At 35.2% G+C, this 18,576-nt stretch carries 15 protein-coding genes; 10 read left to right on the top strand and 5 right to left on the bottom strand.

Annotation, left to right across the window (positions count from 1 at the left end; translation table 11 throughout):
* The first annotated feature begins 83 nt into the window (after positions 1-83).
* Both C1A40_RS00655 and C1A40_RS00650 read left to right on the top strand, forming a co-directional pair.
* Positions 84-1,298, top strand: a complete 1,215-nt coding sequence (locus C1A40_RS00655) for an IS4 family transposase (protein ID WP_241910460.1) — start codon at positions 84-86, stop codon at positions 1,296-1,298.
* Positions 1,231-2,424, top strand: a complete 1,194-nt coding sequence (locus tag C1A40_RS00650; protein ID WP_102994202.1) for an IS256 family transposase — start codon at positions 1,231-1,233, stop codon at positions 2,422-2,424. The genes C1A40_RS00655 and C1A40_RS00650 overlap by 68 nt, the downstream gene beginning before the upstream one ends.
* Positions 2,425-2,668: 244 nt before the next feature.
* On the opposite strand, the gene C1A40_RS18380 is transcribed toward C1A40_RS00650, so the two are convergent.
* The 4 genes from C1A40_RS18380 to pepT all read right to left on the bottom strand — a co-directional run bounded on the left by C1A40_RS18380 (position 2,669) and on the right by pepT (position 5,090).
* Positions 2,669-2,908 carry a YdeI/OmpD-associated family protein gene (locus C1A40_RS18380; protein WP_241910459.1) on the bottom strand — a complete coding sequence of 80 codons (240 nt, stop codon included), beginning with the start codon at positions 2,906-2,908 and terminating at the stop codon, positions 2,669-2,671.
* A 12-nt stretch (positions 2,909-2,920) separates the two neighbouring features.
* Positions 2,921-3,268, bottom strand: coding sequence for a DUF1801 domain-containing protein (locus C1A40_RS18375; protein ID WP_241910458.1), 348 nt, complete (start codon positions 3,266-3,268; stop codon positions 2,921-2,923).
* A 6-nt stretch (positions 3,269-3,274) separates the two neighbouring features.
* Positions 3,275-3,790: an ecotin gene (locus C1A40_RS00635; RefSeq protein ID WP_102994201.1), complete on the bottom strand. Its 516-nt coding sequence runs from the start codon at positions 3,788-3,790 to the stop codon at positions 3,275-3,277.
* Between the two features lie 61 nt (positions 3,791-3,851).
* Positions 3,852-5,090 (bottom strand): peptidase T, encoded by a 1,239-nt coding sequence (gene pepT / locus C1A40_RS00630; protein WP_102994200.1) that lies wholly within the window; start codon positions 5,088-5,090, stop codon positions 3,852-3,854.
* A gap of 165 nt (positions 5,091-5,255) precedes the next feature.
* On the opposite strand from pepT, the gene C1A40_RS00625 reads away from it, so the two are divergent.
* From C1A40_RS00625 to guaB, 8 genes are all read left to right on the top strand, one after another.
* Positions 5,256-6,287, top strand: a complete 1,032-nt coding sequence (locus C1A40_RS00625; protein ID WP_102994199.1) for a quinone-dependent dihydroorotate dehydrogenase — start codon at positions 5,256-5,258, stop codon at positions 6,285-6,287.
* Between the two features lie 74 nt (positions 6,288-6,361).
* Positions 6,362-7,225 (top strand): hydroxymethylglutaryl-CoA lyase, encoded by an 864-nt coding sequence (locus tag C1A40_RS00620; RefSeq protein WP_102994198.1) that lies wholly within the window; start codon positions 6,362-6,364, stop codon positions 7,223-7,225.
* A 138-nt stretch (positions 7,226-7,363) separates the two neighbouring features.
* Entirely contained in the window at positions 7,364-8,569 is a 1,206-nt protein-coding gene (locus tag C1A40_RS00615) for a DUF4856 domain-containing protein (RefSeq protein WP_102994197.1), read from the top strand.
* Positions 8,570-8,647: 78 nt separating this feature from the next.
* Entirely contained in the window at positions 8,648-9,751 is a 1,104-nt protein-coding gene (locus C1A40_RS00610) for an imelysin family protein (RefSeq protein WP_102994196.1), read from the top strand.
* Between the two features lie 58 nt (positions 9,752-9,809).
* Positions 9,810-11,174, top strand: a complete 1,365-nt coding sequence (locus tag C1A40_RS00605) for an HTTM domain-containing protein (RefSeq protein ID WP_102994195.1) — start codon at positions 9,810-9,812, stop codon at positions 11,172-11,174.
* Entirely contained in the window at positions 11,155-13,626 is a 2,472-nt protein-coding gene (locus C1A40_RS00600) for a TonB-dependent receptor domain-containing protein (protein WP_102994194.1), read from the top strand. Before C1A40_RS00605 ends, C1A40_RS00600 begins: the two co-directional genes overlap by 20 nt.
* 36 nt (positions 13,627-13,662) lie before the next feature.
* Entirely contained in the window at positions 13,663-14,367 is a 705-nt protein-coding gene (locus C1A40_RS00595; RefSeq protein ID WP_102994193.1) for an Insecticidal toxin complex protein, read from the top strand.
* Between the two features lie 71 nt (positions 14,368-14,438).
* On the top strand, positions 14,439-15,911 hold the full coding sequence (gene guaB, locus C1A40_RS00590; RefSeq protein WP_102994192.1) for an IMP dehydrogenase: 1,473 nt from the start codon (positions 14,439-14,441) through the stop codon (positions 15,909-15,911).
* An 85-nt stretch (positions 15,912-15,996) separates the two neighbouring features.
* Here guaB and C1A40_RS00585 read toward each other — a convergent pair whose 3' ends face one another.
* Positions 15,997-18,297 (bottom strand): TonB-dependent receptor, encoded by a 2,301-nt coding sequence (locus C1A40_RS00585; protein WP_102994191.1) that lies wholly within the window; start codon positions 18,295-18,297, stop codon positions 15,997-15,999.
* Positions 18,298-18,576: the final 279 nt, after the last annotated feature.

The raw sequence follows: 18,576 nt of genomic DNA, 5'->3' as shown, positions 1-18,576 counted from the left end.
GTCCAAAACGCTTAAAAAGAGAAAGGGATTTTGTATCTCAAAATATTATTTTTGAGTTGCACAACAAAAAACAACCTTTCTCCATGACAAATATAACATTGTTCTCTCAGATAATCTCCAAATTAGACCGTTCTAGTTTTTCTAAACTTGTAAAAGCCAAGGGAACAGATAAACATCAAAAAGGATTTAATAGTTGGACACATTTAGTCTCCATGTTGTTTTGTCAATTTGCAAAAAGTCAATCCGTCCGAGATATAAGTAATGGACTTCGCTCTGCCACAGGAAACCTTAATCATTTAGGCATACAGAAAGCACCTTCTAAATCAACGATAAGCTATCAAAACAAACATCGAGACTGGACGCTTTATCGAGATTACTACTATGTTCTTTTAAAAAGTTTTGGACAGCACCCTCACTTAAAACGTGTTAAATTCAAAATTAAATCCAAGATATTTCTATTAGATTCTACAACGATAAGTCTATGTTTAAGTCTCTTTGATTGGGCAAAATACAAAACCCACAAAGGAGCTGTAAAAATGCACACCTTGCTTGATTATGATGGTAATTTACCGCACTATGTAAATATTAGCGATGGTAAAACAGCAGATAATAAAGGAGCTTACGATATTCCTTTGATTAGCCGTTCGGTTATTGTCGCAGATCGATTTTATAATGATTTTTCGTTACTTAACGTTTGGGACAGCAACCAAGTGTTTTTTGTAATTAGGCACAAAGAAAACATCCAATTTAAGAGTATTAAAGAAAAAGAATTGCCAGAAAATAGACATCATCATGTTTTAAAAGATGAAATCATTGAGCTAACAGGGGCTAAATCAAAAACAAAATACCCAAAGAAGCTACGTAGAATAGCTGTATGGGACGATAAAAATAACCAGGAAATAGAACTTATTACCAACCAAATGTCTTGGACAGCAAACACAATTAGCCAACTCTACAAAGCTAGATGGGATATTGAGATATTCTTTAGAGACATCAAACAACAGCTACATATTAAATCGTTTATAGGAACTTCTGAAAATGCCGTAATGATACAAATATGGACGGCTCTTATTACTATACTCATCCTAAAAGCCTTAAAAGCAAATGCAAAATATAATTGGTACTTGTCCAATTTAGGGACTGTAAACTATTTTGTGTTTTTGCTGTTAGTTAGTTTAAAAATGATTTTGAAATTCATAGGCAAAAAATTTACTTTTAAATTTTTATTTTATGAACTCAGACTTAGAAAAACAATTAGACGCCTTGATCGGCAAAATCAGCAACAAGGAGGACTTTGACCAGGTCAAGGAACAGTTGCTTAAACGTGGTATTGAATCACTTTTAAAAGCAGAAATGACTGCCCACTTAGGGTTTCAAAAAGGAGGTTCTGTAATTGAGAACAACCAGCGCAATGGTTTCTCAGAGAAAACTATCAAGACTCATAACGGCGAACAACGCATCAAAATCCCCAGAGATCGTCAAGCGAGCTTTGAGCCTGTTATTGTCCCCAAACATCAATCGATTAGTCAAGAATTAGAAGATTGTATTCAACTGCTTTACGCCAAAGGTATGAGCAATAGCGATATTATTGATTTTATTGAAAGTACCTATGGAGTGCAGTATTCCACATCACAGGTATCCATTATCACCAATCAATTATTGGAAGACATCAAACAATGGCAGAATAGACCTTTAGAAGACGTATATCCCATTGTCTGGATAGATGCTATTCATTATAAAATACGTCAAGAAGGCAAGGTAATATCTAAAGCCTGTATGATAGTTTTAGGGGTGAATACCGAAGGGCAACAAGATATTTTGAGCATGAGTATTGTGGAGACAGAAAAGGCAGCTGCTTGGATGTCCATTTTAGACGATCTGCGCTCTAGAGGCGTAAAAGATATCTTCTTTCTGTGTTCGGATAACCTCTCTGGATTAGATAAAGCTGTAGAAGCTATTTTTCCAGGTAGTATACGTCAAATATGTATCGTACATCAAATTAGAAACTCTTTAAAATATGTGAGCTATAAGGACCGTAAATCAATAATGGTCGATATTAAAGCTATTTATCAAGCCGATAATGAGAAATTCGCTTTAGAGGCTTTCGAAGTCTTTAAACAAAATTGGGAAGATAAATACCTCTCTGCCGTACAGTCTTGGGAAAACAATTGGGATAATTTGACCGCGTTTTTAAACTACCCAAAAGAGATTAGAAAACTTATATATACTACCAATATCATTGAGAGTTTTAATGCCAGTTTAAGAAAATATACACGCAACAAAAAAGTCTTTCCTCATGATGATGCAGCACTGAAATCCATATATTTAGCAGCTCAAAGCATCAGCAAAAAATGGAAGAAAACACGATTTAAATGGGGCCAAATTTACAATCAATTGTATATTTGTTTTCCAAACAGGTTATAATCTATATTATTTTAACCTATGAATTTTGAAATTATTTTTCAAAAACACAAAATTTTGGATAAACTCCCAATTTAGTAGCTTTTATAAGACTTAACCTTTTTGTCAAAGTGGATTTGCAAAAATGGATTGATAGCCCTTTTAACGAGCAGCCTCCCCCCAAACAAAATTATACACAAGGGGTTCTTTTTTGAAAAAGATAAAAAACATGGCTAATTACCAGTAAAATCGTTGACTTTTGATTAGATCAAAAATGTTTAGGACAGGATTGATTTAATCCCATACGTTTTAAAATCATAGCTTGTATTTTTTCTAAGCGTGCTTGCTTTGTGGTGTCTCGTTTTGCCGATTGGATGTGTTCAGCATATTCACGCTGTTTATACGGTGCTAGCTGCTTAAAATGAGACTGTAATTCTGGTTTTTTTTGTAAAACAGCTTTTAATGCTTTGGGAATGATAAGTTCTTTGGTGTTTTTTTGAGGTTTCACTATGTGCCCTAGCTATTGGTTTTCTATAGCTTCCTTAATATAAGAAAGTATTAAAGGCTTATTAATTGTATCCGGAGCTTCAAAACGTATTTGCCGCAGGGTTTTATGAGCATTTTTTTCTTCAGAAAAAAGCTGGTGTTCATCCCTCAAGCTTAAACCATTATAAAACCAAATACAGCAGTGGTTGTTAAAAGCCGCTATCGATAATACATTCTTATTATTTATGGTATAGGTAGGTGCACCCCATTTAATGGTTTCTTCAAGCGTTGTAGTAAGTATAAGTGTTCGTGAGGTTATTAAAACATCACGAAACGCTTCATGGTTTTCTAGGTATGCTTCAACCGCATTAACTTTTTTCACAACAAACTATTTTATAATGGCTGTTTGTTCAACATTATTTCTTGCCCAAATTTTATAACGTACTTCGTAGCCCTTAGGCGTGTATACAACAATGGGGAGTTTGCTGTTATAACGCATTAATTCACCTTTGGTACTTACAAATGCTTTGTATTTTGTTTCATCAGGACACAGTCGGCCAGTACTAAAAATGGCACCATTAGTTATAAAGTTGTAATACGGATACCCCCAACCAGAAACCGTTTCTTCTTGAAATTCGCCCGATAAAAAGGCTTGGTTACAATCGACTTCCCCAATTTTACCGGCATAAAGTTCTACTTTAAAAGCATTATCATCTTCCGTTGCGGGTAAATTTATAATATGCCTCAATTGATCATTTGAAGCTTCAGGATACATACTAATATCGTGCGTTTTAGTGGTAGCAGTCATTTCTGTTTTACTGTTTTTGGTGGTAGTCGTATTATTTTGAGCTTTACAACTGAAAAGCACGATTAACGCTAACATGATTAAAAAATTAAATTTCATAATTATTATTTTAAATGTTATTGTGTTTCTCTATTAATACGACTACGACTAAAACTATAATTTAGGCTTTAATAGCGGTGATTTCAGCAATTTTACAAATCACTTCGGTAGCTTTTATCATGCTTTCCACTGGCACGTATTCAAAGCGTCCGTGAAAATTATGTCCGCCCGCAAAAATATTCGGACAGGGTAAACCCATATAACTCAGTTGAGCCCCATCAGTTCCGCCACGAATGGCTTTAATTATAGGTTTTATACCGGTTTGTTTCATAGCCTCTTCAGCAATGTCTACAATATGCATTACGGGCTCTATTTTTTCAAGCATATTAAAGTATTGATCTTTAATTTCTGTAACGATCACCTCATAACCATATTGATCATTTAACTCATTAGTTAATTTGGTCATCACTTCTTTTCGCGCCTCAAAATGCCCTTTATCATGATCGCGAATAATGTACTCTAATACCGTTTCTTCAACATCACCTTTTATATTATGCAGGTGAAAAAAGCCTTGGTATCCTTCAGTATGTTCTGGTGTTTCCATGCGGGGAAGGGAATTGATAAACTCGGTAGCGATATACATGGAGTTGATTAATTTTCCTTTAGCATACCCTGGGTGTACAATTTTTCCTTTTACTTTAACCACAGCACCTGCAGCATTAAAGTTTTCATATTCTAGTTCTCCAATTTGACTTCCATCCATGGTATAAGCCCAATCGGCACCAAATTTTTCAACATCAAATTTATGAGCGCCACGACCTATTTCTTCATCAGGAGTAAAACCTACTTTTATAGGGCCGTGTTTAATTTCGGGGTGCTTAATAAGGTATTCCATGGCCGAAATAATTTCACAAATTCCAGCTTTGTCATCGGCCCCCAAAAGCGTGGTACCATCGGTTGTAATTAACGTTTGGCCAACGTATTGTTTTAAATCTTCAAAATAATCGGGTGATAAAATGATGTTTTTAGCTTCATTTAGTACAATATCTTTACCATCGTAAGATTCGATGATTTGTGGATTAACATGCGCACCAGTAAAATCTGGAGACGTATCAAAATGTGAGATAAATCCAATGGTTGGCACATCGTGATCCACATTACTAGGTAAAGTTGCCATAATGTAGGCATGCTTATCAATACTCACGTCCTGCATCCCAATGGCCCTAAGTTCGTCAACCAACTTATTGGCTAAATCCCATTGTTTTTCGGTGCTGGGTGTGGTGTTAGAGTTCGGATCAGATTCGGTATCTACGGTTACGTAACTTACAAAACGTTTTATAATGTGTTCTTTTGATATCATGCTAAAATTTTTTTAAGGAAATTTAGTTGTAAACACCTTGGTTTACAGGCTTGTAATTGTTTTAAAAATGAACATCTAAATTACAAATATTAATTTTTTTTGGCTTAAGAATTAGTTGATTTTTTATTTAGATGAATTAGCAGTATTTTTGCACAAATAATAAAGATGTACAAACTTTTACTTCGCCCGTTATTTTTCTTGTTCGATCCAGAAAAAATTCATCATTTTACCTTTTCATTAATAAAAACAGTGTCTAAAATACCTGGAGTTTCAGCTGTTTTTAGAGGGTTGTATGTTGTAGAAAACAAGCGTTTAGAGCGTCAGCTTTTTGGTCTTACTTTTAAAAACCCCGTTGGATTAGCCGCCGGATTCGATAAAAATGCCGTATTGTATAATGAATTGGCTAACTTCGGATTTGGTTTTATTGAAATTGGAACGGTGACTCCAAAAGGTCAGGCTGGAAATCCGAAGAAAAGATTATTCCGCTTAAAAGAAGACCAAGGTATTATTAACCGCATGGGTTTTAATAATGAAGGTTTGGAAGCAGCGATTACTCAACTGAAAAAAAACAAAGGAAAATTGATTATAGGTGGAAATATTGGTAAAAATACCAGTACAAAGCCGGAAGATTATACCAAAGATTATTTAGAGTGTTTTAACGCCCTACATCCTTATGTCGATTATTTTGTACTAAATGTAAGCTGCCCAAATGTTGGAAGTCATGCCAAATTAAATGATAAAGATTATTTATTAGAGTTAATAGGTGCGGTACAAAAAGCGAACAAAACTTTTGAAAAGCAAAAACCTATTGTTTTAAAAATTGCTCCAGATTTGAATAACGTGCAACTGGATGAGATTATTGAAATTGTAAATCAAACCCAGTTAGACGGCGTAATTGCTAGTAATACGTCTACTGATAGAAGCGGATTAAAAGCCACACCAGAACAGTTAGAAGCTATTGGTAATGGTGGTTTAAGCGGCCAACCGGTTAAAGATAAAAGTACAGCCGTTATTAAATATTTGGCTGAAAAAAGTAATAAGGCCTTTCCTATTATTGGTGTTGGTGGTATTCATTCGGGAGCCGATGCCGTAGAAAAGCTTAAGGCTGGTGCCGATTTGGTTCAAATTTATACCGGTTTTATTTATGAAGGTCCTAGCTTAATCAAACAAATTAACAAAGCCATTCTAAAGAAGTAAATCTTTTTTCTTCATCATTTAGTATTCTGAATACTTAAAAATTAATACTATTTTTAACTTCTATTTGGAAATCTATGTCTGCACCCATTAAAATTATTGAATGTCCTAGAGATGCCATGCAAGGCATAAAGCAGTTTATTCCAACAGCTAAAAAGGTACAGTACATTCAGTCGCTTTTACGTGTGGGGTATGATACTATAGACTTTGGTAGTTTTGTTTCTCCAAAGGCTATTCCGCAAATGGTAGATACTGCTGAGGTTTTATCGCAGCTTGACTTAAGTAGTACAAGTAGCAAACTTTTAACTATTATAGCGAATACTCGTGGCGCAATAGATGCTTGTCAGTATAAAGAAATCGATTATTTGGGGTATCCGTTTTCAATCTCCGAGAATTTTCAAATGCGTAATACGCATAAAACGATTGCAGAATCGGTCGTTACGCTTTCTGAAATTTTAAATATCGCCGATAAGGCAAATAAAGCATTAGTGGTATACATTTCTATGGGCTTTGGCAATCCGTATGGCGATCCTTGGAATGTTGATATTGTAGGGGAGTGGACTGAGAAATTAGCCCAAATGGGTGTTAAAATTTTATCCTTGAGTGATACTGTGGGATCATCTACTCCTGAAACGATAGACTATCTATTTTCAAATTTAATACCCAGCTATACTCAAGTAGAGTTTGGTGCGCACCTCCATACCACACCAAATTCTTGGTTCGAAAAAGTGGATGCGGCTTATAAGGCAGGATGCAGCCGTTTTGATGGCGCCATTCAAGGCTTTGGAGGTTGTCCTATGGCCAAAGATGAGCTTGTAGGTAATATGCCAACCGAAAAATTATTATCCTATTTTACTACTAAAAAACGTAACAACCTCAATGCCTTAAGTTTTGAGAGTGCTTATAACGAAGCTTCAAAAATTTTCAAGTTTTATTATTAATCTTATTTTTATTTAAATTTAATCTAAATTAAATTTGATATTCAACAGTTGTGTGTTATATTCGCACTCTGAAATTAAGGCTTATCTACAATAAGTCTAAATAAGAATAAGCCAAACAATAAGAAATCAAATTACAAAATGAAAAAACTCGTTTTAAGTCTGTTTACCTTGTCTGTCATTTTTCAATCGTGTTCAAATGATGATGATGGTGGTAGTGCCAATAACAATGTTACTGCACCAGAAACTTATGTGTTTACAAGAAATGGAAATTCAACAGTAAGCTTTAGTGGGCAAACAACAAGAATTCAAATGGCTGAAGAGATCGTTTCAGCATTAAAAGATCCGTTATCTACAGAACCTCAAATCGATGCCATGTTCGCTCATGAACAAGGTGGTGATAATTTCTTAGAAGCAGGATTAAACGCTTCAGATAAAAATGTAAGAAGTAAAGTGGCGGCTTCAACTGATTATTTTTCAGCAAATTCAACCGATGCTACTGCTATAAAAGCCGATTTTGATACCTGGATTGAAGAACAAGTTAATATTGTTTTCCCAGCTTGGAATCTTAACGCTTCAAGTGGTGTTGCTGGAGCCCTATTACAAAGTAGTGGTACGGTACGTTATTTAAATGGTAAGGGTTTAGAGTACAACCAAGCTTTTGCCAAAGGTTTAATAGGAGGTTTAATGTTAGATCAAATTTTGAACAATTATTTAAGTGATGCAGTTTTAGATGCCGGAACTAATAAAGAGGATAACGATAATGAAGTTTTAGAATCTGGAAAGAATTACACAACCATGGAGCACAAATGGGATGAGGCTTATGGTTACTTATTTGGTAACGAAGATAACCCTGAAACTCCAGAATTAGGTGCCGATCAATTTTTAAATGAATATTTAGATCGAGTAGCTCAAGATCCTGATTTTAAAAATTTAGATGTTGAAATTTATGAGGCTTTCAAATTAGGAAGAGCTGCCATTACCGAAGGTGTATACACATTACGTGATGATCAAGTTGATATCATTAGAGAAAAATTATCTTTAGTGCCTGCCGTGCGTGCTGTGTACTACTTACAAGCAGCAAAACCTATTTTAGAATCAGATAGAGCAGCCGCTTTTCACGCCTTGTCTGAAGCTTATGGGTTTATTTATAGCCTACAGTTTACTAGAAACAACGCCACAGGTGGTGCATATTTTTCTAAAAAAGAAGTTGACTTAATGTTAGAGGAGTTAATGGTAGGTGATGGTTTTTGGGATTTAAATGAAGAAAAATTAGATATTCTGTCTCAGAATATTTCGGCAAAATTTGATTTTACTGTTGAAGCAGCTGCCGATGCTTCAAACTAAATAATTAAATTTTATTAACAGCAATGGTTTCAATTAAGTACCTTTGCTGTTTTCTATTTTTGAAAATATTTTTAAGTTATGTTTATCTTACGAAAAGTTGTTTTAGCCCTAGTTATTGTTTCATTATTTACGGCTTGTAATTCGTCATCATCAGATGATGGGCCTACAGAAAATAAAGATTCTTATGAACGCGGAGCTTTATTGGTTAATCTAGCCGATAACTTTATAATTCCTGCTTTTCAAGATTTAAACGCCAATCTTATAAATTTAAAAGCAGCTAAAGAAGCCTTTATAAAATCTCCAGACCAGGTGCATTTAGATGCTTTAAGAGCATCTTGGTTGGCCTCTTATAAAGTATGGCAATCGGTGGAAATGTTTAACATTGGAAAAGCCGAGGCTTTACTATACGGTTTACAAATGAATGTGTATCCTACATCTGTACAAGAAGTAAAGGCTAATATTTTAAGTGGAAATTACGATTTATCACACCCAAACAATATTGATGCGGTTGGATTTCCTGCGCTAGATTATATGCTTTATGGTGTAGCTGCCAATGATGCTGCTATTATAAACGTTTATAGCGATGCCCAATACACAAAATATTTATCTGATGTCATCAATCAAATGCAGGCCTTAACCGAAACTGTTTTAAATGATTGGACGTCATCTTATAGAGATGTTTTTGTAAGTGAAACTGGAAATACGGCTACAAGTGCTTTAAATAAATTGACCAACGATTATGTATTTTATTTTGAAAAAGGCCTACGTGCCAATAAGTTTGGTATTCCTGCTGGTAATTTTTCATCAACGCCGTTGCCAGAAACTGTAGAAGGTCGTTATAGCGGTATCTATTCTAAAGATTTGGCTTTAGAAAGTTTATCGGCTGCATTACATGTTTTCAATGGTAAATCTTATGCATCTAACGCTACCGGTGAAAGTTTTAAAACCTACCTTGAATATTTAGATCGCGATGATTTAGTTAATACGATAATCACAAAATTTGGCGATGCGCAATTAAAGCTAAATGCTTTAGATGTTAATTTTTATAACCAGATAAATACCGATAATACTAAAATGCTACAAGCTTATGATGCCTTACAATTAATTGTAGTGTCTCTTAAGGTTGACATGCTACAAGCTTTCAATATTAATGTGGATTATGTAGATGCAGATGGTGATTAGTAATCCTATAAAAATATAAATTTAAGGTTGTCTTTTACAGGCAGCCTTTTTTTCATTTATGCCCATTAATTTTAAAACATATATTAACCGATATTCAAATGCTGCGCCTTTAGCAGTTTTTCGTATGTTATTTGGTTTTATGATGTGTTATGGTATGATACGCTTTTGGTACCATGGATGGATTGAAACCTTATATATTCAGCCTAAATTTCATTTCTCATATTTTGGTTTCGAATGGGTAAAACCATTGGGCCCGTATACCTATTTATTATTTGTTATTTGTGGCCTCTCTGCTTTTTTTGTGGCTATAGGTTTAAAATATAGGTGGGCTATAATAACCTTTTTCTTGAGTTTTACTTACATAGAACTCATGGATAAAACCACCTATCTTAACCATTATTACTTTATAAGTTTAATGGCTTTTTTAATGATTTTCCTTCCTGCAAACGCCCAGTTTTCATTGGATAATCTCATACAAAAAAAAAGGTATCAAAACATTCCGCAATGGACCATTGATAGTGTTAAACTACTTTTAGGGATCGTTTATTTTTATGCCGGATTAGCCAAACTTAATAGCGATTGGTTGTTCCGGGCTATGCCTTTAAAAATATGGTTGCCTTCCAAATACGATTTGCCAATAGTTGGAGATACGCTCATGCATCAAACCTGGTTTCAATATGCCATGAGTTGGAGCGGTATGCTTTACGATTTGGCTATTCCATTTTTATTGCTTTACAAACGCACACGTATTTTCGCCTTTGCATTGGTGCTTATTTTTCATGTGTTTACGCGTGTTTTATTCCCTATTGGCATGTTTCCGTTTGTAATGATTGTATCGACACTTATTTTCTTCGATGCCAGCTTTCATGAAAATATCATCGGTTTTATAAAAAGGCGTTTTCGAAATATCACTTCAAAAGTTACAGTTGAAACAGCATCGAATTATAGTTATGCCTTTAAGAAGCCTACGGTTGTTCTTATAGCCCTGTTTTTTGTTTTTCAGTTGGCATTCCCGTTTCGTTATTTGTTATATCCTAATGAACTGTTTTGGACCGAAGAGGGCTTTCGTTTTTCATGGCGCGTCATGCTTCTAGAAAAAATGGGCATGTCTACATTTAAGATTGTAAATGCTAACACGGGCGACTATTTTTATGTGGATAACGCCGATTTTTTAACACCGTTTCAGGAAAAACAAATGAGTTTTCAACCCGATTTTATTTTAGAATACGCGCATTATCTAGGCGATCACTTTACTGCTCAAGGCCATAAAAACGTGCAAGTTTTTGTGGAAAGTTATGTGGCATTAAATGGACGACTTAGTCAGCCATATATAGATAAAACCGTAGATTTGTACCAAGAAAAAGAATCTTTTAAACCCAAACACTGGATCTTACCTTTTAACGATGACATTAAAGGCTTATAACTTCATTTTTGCACTTATTTTTAGTGTCTCGATGTATGCGCAAAACACTGTAAGTGGTGTTGTTGTATTTTCAGAATCAAATAAAACCGTTGAAAATGTTGATGTTTACGATAAGGATTCAGGCTTAGTCGCCAAAACCAATGCAGCTGGGTATTTTGAATTTGAAACGTCTAAATCGGAAATGACTTTGGTGTTTTTTTCTTTTGAATATGAAGCTAAAGAGATATCAATTTACACTGCTGAGGCTAAGGATTTAAAAATTGCATTGGAAGATTTAACCACGCAGTTGTCTGAAGTTGAGGTCACCGCAAGGAAACAACGTATTTTTGAGTTGAAGCGGTTAAAAGATGTAGAGGGTACAGCTATTTACGCCGGAAAAAAGACAGAAGTTATTTTGGTCGATCAGTCTATGGCCAACTTAGCATCTAACAATGCGCGTCAGATTTTTAGTCAGGTGGCAGGCTTGAACATTTACCAAAATGATGATGCTGGTTTGCAATTAAATATTGGGGGTCGCGGTTTAGATCCTAATAGAACGGCCAATTTTAATACGCGTCAAAATGGCTACGATATCAGTGCCGATGTTTTAGGGTATCCAGAAAGTTATTACACACCAGCTTCCGAAGCCTTGTCTGAAATTCAAGTGATACGTGGCGCGGCATCTTTGCAATACGGAACGCAATTTGGAGGTTTGATTAACTTCAAAATGAAATCGCCTAATCCTAATAAACCTATAGAACTGATTACTAGAAATACCTTAGGTAGTTTTGGCTTATATACCAATTTTACAAGTTTAAGTGGTACCAAAGATAAGTTTAGTTATTATACTTTTTTAAATTACAAAAAAGGGGAGGGCTTTAGGCCGAATTCAGCGTTTGAATCTAAAAACGTTTTTACACATTTAGGGTATGCTTTTAGTGATAATACCAGGTTGGAAGGTGAATTCACTTATATGAATTATTTAGCAAAACAATCGGGAGGGTTAACAGATACGATGTTTGATGAGGACCCTATGCAAAGTAATCGAACACGAAATTGGTTTGAGGTTAATTGGTTACTCTATAACATAAAATTAGATCATAAATTTTCAGAAAAAACGAACTTTACCTTTAGCTTCTTTGGGCTAGATGCTTCTAGAAACGCCGTTGGTTTTAGAGGAGACCCCTATCCTACAGGATTAAATAAAAATCCTATAACAATCCCAGATATTCAAAATAGTGATGGTACTTTTTTCTATAATAGAGACGTTATACGAGGTGATTTTAATAACTGGGGCGCAGAAGCGAGATTGTTAAGCAAGTATACCTTTTTAGGTGAAGAGTCTGCTTTTTTAATTGGTTCTAAATATTATCATGCGAACAATTCGAGTGTTCAAGGTGCTGGAAGTAAGTTTTCTGATGCCGATTTTACAATTTATAGTTCCGATTTTCCAGATTATCCAAACGAGTCTAGTTTTAATTACCCGAATAGAAATTTGGCTATTTTTGGTGAAAATATTTTCAGGTTGTCTGATAAGTTTACGATAACTCCAGGCTTTAGGTTTGAATACATTAAAACTGAAAGTGATGGTGTTTATTATCAGAAAAATTATGATAATGCTAATAATATAATTGCCTCCGAAGCTTTTGATGATGATAGAGTTTTTGATCGTGCTTTTATTTTATTAGGTGTTGGAACAAGCTATAAACCTACCAATGCCCTAGAACTTTATGGCAACCTTTCACAGAATTATAGGTCGGTTACCTTTAGTGATATTAGAAGCGTAAGTCCTACTTTTATTATAGATCCTGATATTACAGATGAAGAAGGTTTAACCTTAGATATTGGTTTAAGAGGAAAGTATAATAATGCTTTTTCTTATGATATAGGCGTTTTTACCGTAAATTATAATGGTAGAATAGGGAATATTCTAGACGATAGAGCCAATTGGGTACGCACCAATGCTGGGGATGCTTTAATTTATGGTGTTGAAAGTTTTATTGATTGGAATGTATTGGATTTATGGGAAGCGAATGCTGATTATAGGTTTAATTTGGGACTCAATTTGGCTTATATCGATTCGGAATATACCCAATCTAAAACAAATGGGGTTAAAGGAAATAAGGTAGAATTTATTCCAGAGATCAATTTAAAAACAACCTTGCGTTTTGGGTATAAAAACCTACTTGGAAGCATTCAGTACACTTATTTATCTGAGCAATACACCGATGCATTTAATTCTAAAGCAGATACCCCTGGAGGTTTAAGAGAAGGGGTTATAGGTGAAATTCCGGCCTATGATATTTTGGATGTATCGTTATCTTATAGTTATAAACGTTTTAAGTTTGAAACGGGTATTAATAACTTACTCGATAATAGTTATTTTACACGCCGTGCTACAGGATATCCTGGACCTGGCATTATCCCTTCGGCTCCAAGAAATTGGTACGCAACCTTAGAGATAAAAATTTAATAGCTACTAATTTTTTAGGAGCTTAACCTATTACATATGCGACAGCTTCTTTTTGTAGGTATCATTTCTATTTGTACGCATGTACAGGCTAAAGAGTGGGCGTCTTTAAGAGCTCTGGAAAAAGAAACAGGTAGTCGCGAACTTAAGGCGTCCGACTGGTTAAAATCCGATCGAAAACAAAACACGGTCGTGTGGCAAAGTGCCAATGCTTATAATTTAAACCACAATCAGCCTTCGGAATATAAAACCATAATGGAACGTCGCGATTTTTATGCTTGGTATAATACCATAATGAAAAAGAGAGGCAATGATGTAATTTGGCCGAAAATGGCTCATTTTATTTCTGTTAAATTGCGTTTAATTTATGCTTTCCCCTTTTGTTTATTTACCAATAAGGCTGTTAAAAACTTTGCTTTCCAAGGGAGTGAAACTGTTTTTATGTATGCGTTTGAACCTTTAAAAGCCTTGTTAGAAAATCATACCACTTTAAATGCAGAAGCGGCTTTAAAATGGGATGATGCCATGGTGTACAAAGAACAATACCATTGGTTGGAAAATGTGTATCAAAGCATTGACCAAGAAAGTCTTATGGCTATTGAGCATATGGCTAAAGGCCAAGGCTTTTATAAATTTTTAGTGCCCAAAGATATCCGATTTAAAAGCGATATCACCGTAACCAAAAATAGATACTATTATGCGCGCTATGTGCTTCGCGATTATTGTAAAAAGCATTATCAATAATTTAACGCTTCTAAAAAGTTAAATGTTATTAAATATCGTATATTTGCACGCAATTAAACCGTAATTGCAACATGACTGCACATCAAAACAAAATACTAGGAGAAGGTCTAACTTATGACGATGTTCTTTTAGTTCCAGCTTTTTCCGAAGTGCTTCCTAGAGAAGTTAATATTCAAACAAAATTTACCAGAAACATTACTATTAATGTACCGATTATATCTGCGGCTATGGATACGGTTACAGAGAGTAAAATGGCTATTGCCATGGCGCAAGAAGGTGGTATTGGTGTTTTACATAAAAACATGACTATCGAGGCTCAAGCCATGAAAGTACGCAAGGTAAAACGTGCTGAAAGCGGTATGATTATAGACCCTGTAACGTTACCACTTATTGCTACTGTTTTAGATGCGAAGCAATACATGTCGGAATACGGTATTGGAGGTATTCCTATTGTAGATACCGATGGTACTTTAAAAGGTATCGTTACGAATCGTGATTTACGTTTCGAACATGACAATAAAAGACCAATTACCGAAGTGATGACCAGCGAAAACTTGGTTACTGCTGGTGTTGGAACGTCATTACAGGATGCCGAGCAAATTCTTCAGAAGCATAAAATTGAAAAGTTATTAATTGTTGATGATCAATATAAATTATCGGGATTAATCACTTTTAGAGATATTACAAAATTAAGTCAGAAACCCAATGCAAATAAAGATCAGTATGGTCGTTTACGTGTCGCTGCAGCTATTGGCGTTACTGGTGATGCTGTAGATCGCGCAGAAGCTTTAGTAAATGCTGGTGTAGATGCTGTTGTGATTGATACGGCTCATGGTCATACAAAAGGTGTGGTTGGTGTTTTAAAAGAAATTAAAGGGAAATTTCCAGAACTAGATGTTATTGTTGGTAATATAGCTACCGGAGCAGCAGCTAAATATTTAGTTGAAGCTGGCGCAGATGCTGTTAAAGTTGGTATTGGTCCAGGTTCTATATGTACGACACGTGTGGTTGCAGGAGTTGGTTTTCCGCAGTTTTCTGCTGTATTAGAGGTTGCTGCAGCTATTAAAGGCACTGGGGTTCCTGTAATTGCTGATGGTGGTATTCGTTATACAGGTGATATTCCTAAAGCCATTGCGGCAGGAGCCGATACCGTAATGTTAGGATCGCTTTTAGCAGGAACTAAAGAGTCGCCAGGAGAAACCATTATTTATGAAGGACGTAAGTTCAAATCGTATAGAGGTATGGGGTCTGTTGAAGCCATGAAAGAAGGAAGTAAAGATCGCTATTTCCAAGATGTTGAAGACGATATTAAAAAATTGGTGCCAGAGGGTATTGTAGGGCGCGTGCCTTATAAAGGTGATTTGTTTGAAAGCATTCATCAGTTTATAGGTGGCCTACGTGCAGGTATGGGCTATTGTGGGGCCAAAGACATTGAGACTTTAAAAGAAACAGGACAGTTTGTAAAAATTACTTCTAGTGGTATAAATGAAAGTCACCCGCATGATGTTACCATTACTAAAGAATCTCCTAATTATTCAAGATAATTAAGGAAATAGAAATCTTATTATAAAAAGGAAAAGCTATACATTTTGTATAGCTTTTCCTTTTTTATTAAAGTGTTTCATGGGGTTATAAGAAATATCTAAACCCAAGGCTAATGTTTCTACCCATATTATAAATATTATCAGATTTTAAGCGTGATAAGTGACTTATGTATTTTTTGTTGGTTAAGTTATTTCCAGAAATAGTGATAGCAAGTTCTTTTTTGAATACTGTTAAGCTTCCGCCTAAGCCTGCACTTAATAAGCTGTATCCACCGGTTCTTGTTTCAAAAAGACTGACATTATTTTGATTAAATGTAGACTTCAATTTGATAAAAGTATAGCCTTTTTCTAACCATGGCTTTTCAAATTCAGCACGAATAACATTGGTTAACGCGTTTGCTGGTATTAACGGGAGGTAGTCATCATTTTTTTGTTTTCCTGTAACCATTTCAAAACTACTTTCAAAGTGTAACCAATCTAAAGGGTGGGGGTGAATATGTAAACCGACTTCGCCACCGTATAAATAGGCATCATCTTGATTATAAGTAAAAACAGGAGTTTCATTTATTTCAGTGCCTGTAGGTGATAGGAAGATATAGTTATTCACCATATTGTAAAATCCGTTAGCAAACACTTCAATATGTTCTGCTTTGTATTCTAAAGCTATATCAGTTTGAAAGTTTTGCTCGCTTTTTAGGTTGGCATTTCCAATTTCATAACGATTGGTGCCATGATGAACACCATCGGAAGTTAATTCGGATAAATTAGGAGCTCTAAATCCTGTGGCAAAATTAATTCTAGTTGTCAGGTTTTCCGTTACATTAGTTTTAATACCTGCAGCTCCATTGAAACTATTATAACTTTTGTTAAGATCTTCATAAACGTCAACGTTTCGGTGGTCATAACGTATACCTATTTGAACATCAGCTTTATTAAAATGAATATGAGATAGCGCTAACACGCCAAAATCGTTAGTTGTAGCATCAGGAATTAGTATTTCCTCTCCATAATTGGTATTCACTTGGTGCATGCCTTGAACACCTACTATGGTTTCAAACTTACCTAGGGTAGGTAAAGTATATTTAATATCGTAGTTAGCGGTTTTTAATTTCATATGCAAAGCGGCTTCATCATGATGATGCTCGTCGTGATCTTCGTGATACTCATCATCATGCTCATCATCATGCTCGTCGTGATCGGCATCATGGTCATCATGGTCATCATGTTCGTCATGATCATCGTGATCGTCATGATCATCGTGGTCATGCTCATCTTCAAACTCTTTTCTGTCGTTGTAGATAAATCCTAAGTTGATATCTAATTTAGAATTGTTGAAAAAAATGGTAGATTTTGAGCTAAATACGTGATTCGTAATGTCTTGGTAAGGTAAAAGCGGTGTTTTGTTTGTCGATTGTACGCCAATATCTTCAGGTATACCCAAAAGACTATTATTCACATTATAGCGGAATTCCGTTTTAAAAGTTTGTATTTGGTAACCTATGCCTGCTTTAAAATCCTTTTCTTTAAACCTGGTATTGGTTACTCTGTAGTCTTCGGTTTCGTAATCTGAATGCTCTGCAGTACTACCTCTAAAAATAAATTTAAAATTGTTTACCGAAGATTTATAGCCCAGATTCGTACTATATCCTTGTGTATTGCTAAAATATTTAGCTCCTAGATCCCCTTCTATAGTGTTTTGAGCAGCAAAATGTTCTGGGTTTAAATAAAGCACGCCACCTAAAGCATCACTTCCATAAAGTAAGGAAGCAGGCCCTTTTATAACCTCTACACTTTCAATACCTGCATCGCTAACTCCTAAACCATGTTCGCCACCAAACTGTTGGTTTTCAAGGCGAACCCCTTGGGTATAAACTAAAACACGATTAGAACTTAGACCTCTAATTACTGGTTTTCCTATGCCTAATCCAGTTGTTAGACTTTCAACACCTGCAATATTAGAAAGTCCTTCAGATAATGTTACGGCGCCACTAGCTTTTAAGTTTTCAACCGATTCGTGTTCTACTTTCATAACATTATCACGCTGCAACTTATGAAATGGCGTTGAAATGATAACACTTTCCATCTCTATAATAGAAGGCTTTAGGTTTATTTCTAGACTGGTTTGTGAAGGGAGTGCTATTTTTATAGATTGCTTCTCATAGCCAATCATTGAAAACAAAATGGTGTAGTTACCAGAAGGGAGGTTTTCTAACGTAAAAAGACCCTCGCTATTGGTGGTGCTCCCTCTTTCAAGCTCTGGCATATAAATATTTACGAGTTCTAAACCCTCGCCAGTGCTAAGATCCTTAATAACTCCGTTTATTGAATTTTGAGCAAAACTGCTCGTCATTGCTAAAAATAGCAATGTTTTTAATACTAATTTCATGTAATTTCTCTTAAATTAATCTTGTTTTTGAGCTGAATTACTCAGCGACTAAATAATATTAAGTGAAATAAGGAGGTCCTCGAAGCGAAAAATGAAGACTTTGAAATTTACTTAAAAAGTCATAACCAGAAGACACGATGGGACCGTGCTTCTCCTTTGGCCCTTTAAGGCAGAAAGATAGATTAAGGGGAGTGAAATTTGTGAAAATTTGAAACTTCTGGAAATCACAGTCTAAATCGACTTGATGAATGTGAGTCGTGTCTTCGTTTTCACAAACTA

This window comes from Tamlana carrageenivorans (assembly GCF_002893765.1).
GTDB classification, from domain to species: Bacteria; Bacteroidota; Bacteroidia; order Flavobacteriales; family Flavobacteriaceae; genus Pseudotamlana; species Pseudotamlana carrageenivorans.
This window is presented reverse-complemented; position numbering and strand designations above follow the sequence as displayed.

Bases quoted from the DNA above. Each gene is read 5' to 3' on its own strand.
- C1A40_RS00655 (WP_241910460.1), top strand. From the start codon at position 84: ATGACAAATATAACATTGTTCTCTCAGATAATCTCCAAATTAGACCGT.
- C1A40_RS00650 (WP_102994202.1), top strand. From the start codon at position 1,231: ATGAACTCAGACTTAGAAAAACAATTAGACGCCTTGATCGGCAAAATC.
- C1A40_RS00635 (WP_102994201.1), bottom strand. From the start codon at position 3,790: ATGAAATTTAATTTTTTAATCATGTTAGCGTTAATCGTGCTTTTCAGT.
- pepT (WP_102994200.1), bottom strand. From the start codon at position 5,090: ATGATATCAAAAGAACACATTATAAAACGTTTTGTAAGTTACGTAACC.
- C1A40_RS00625 (WP_102994199.1), top strand. From the start codon at position 5,256: ATGTACAAACTTTTACTTCGCCCGTTATTTTTCTTGTTCGATCCAGAA.
- C1A40_RS00620 (WP_102994198.1), top strand. From the start codon at position 6,362: ATGTCTGCACCCATTAAAATTATTGAATGTCCTAGAGATGCCATGCAA.
- C1A40_RS00615 (WP_102994197.1), top strand. From the start codon at position 7,364: ATGAAAAAACTCGTTTTAAGTCTGTTTACCTTGTCTGTCATTTTTCAA.
- C1A40_RS00610 (WP_102994196.1), top strand. From the start codon at position 8,648: ATGTTTATCTTACGAAAAGTTGTTTTAGCCCTAGTTATTGTTTCATTA.
- C1A40_RS00605 (WP_102994195.1), top strand. From the start codon at position 9,810: ATGCCCATTAATTTTAAAACATATATTAACCGATATTCAAATGCTGCG.
- C1A40_RS00600 (WP_102994194.1), top strand. From the start codon at position 11,155: ATGACATTAAAGGCTTATAACTTCATTTTTGCACTTATTTTTAGTGTC.
- C1A40_RS00595 (WP_102994193.1), top strand. From the start codon at position 13,663: ATGCGACAGCTTCTTTTTGTAGGTATCATTTCTATTTGTACGCATGTA.
- guaB (WP_102994192.1), top strand. From the start codon at position 14,439: ATGACTGCACATCAAAACAAAATACTAGGAGAAGGTCTAACTTATGAC.
- C1A40_RS00585 (WP_102994191.1), bottom strand. From the start codon at position 18,297: ATGAAATTAGTATTAAAAACATTGCTATTTTTAGCAATGACGAGCAGT.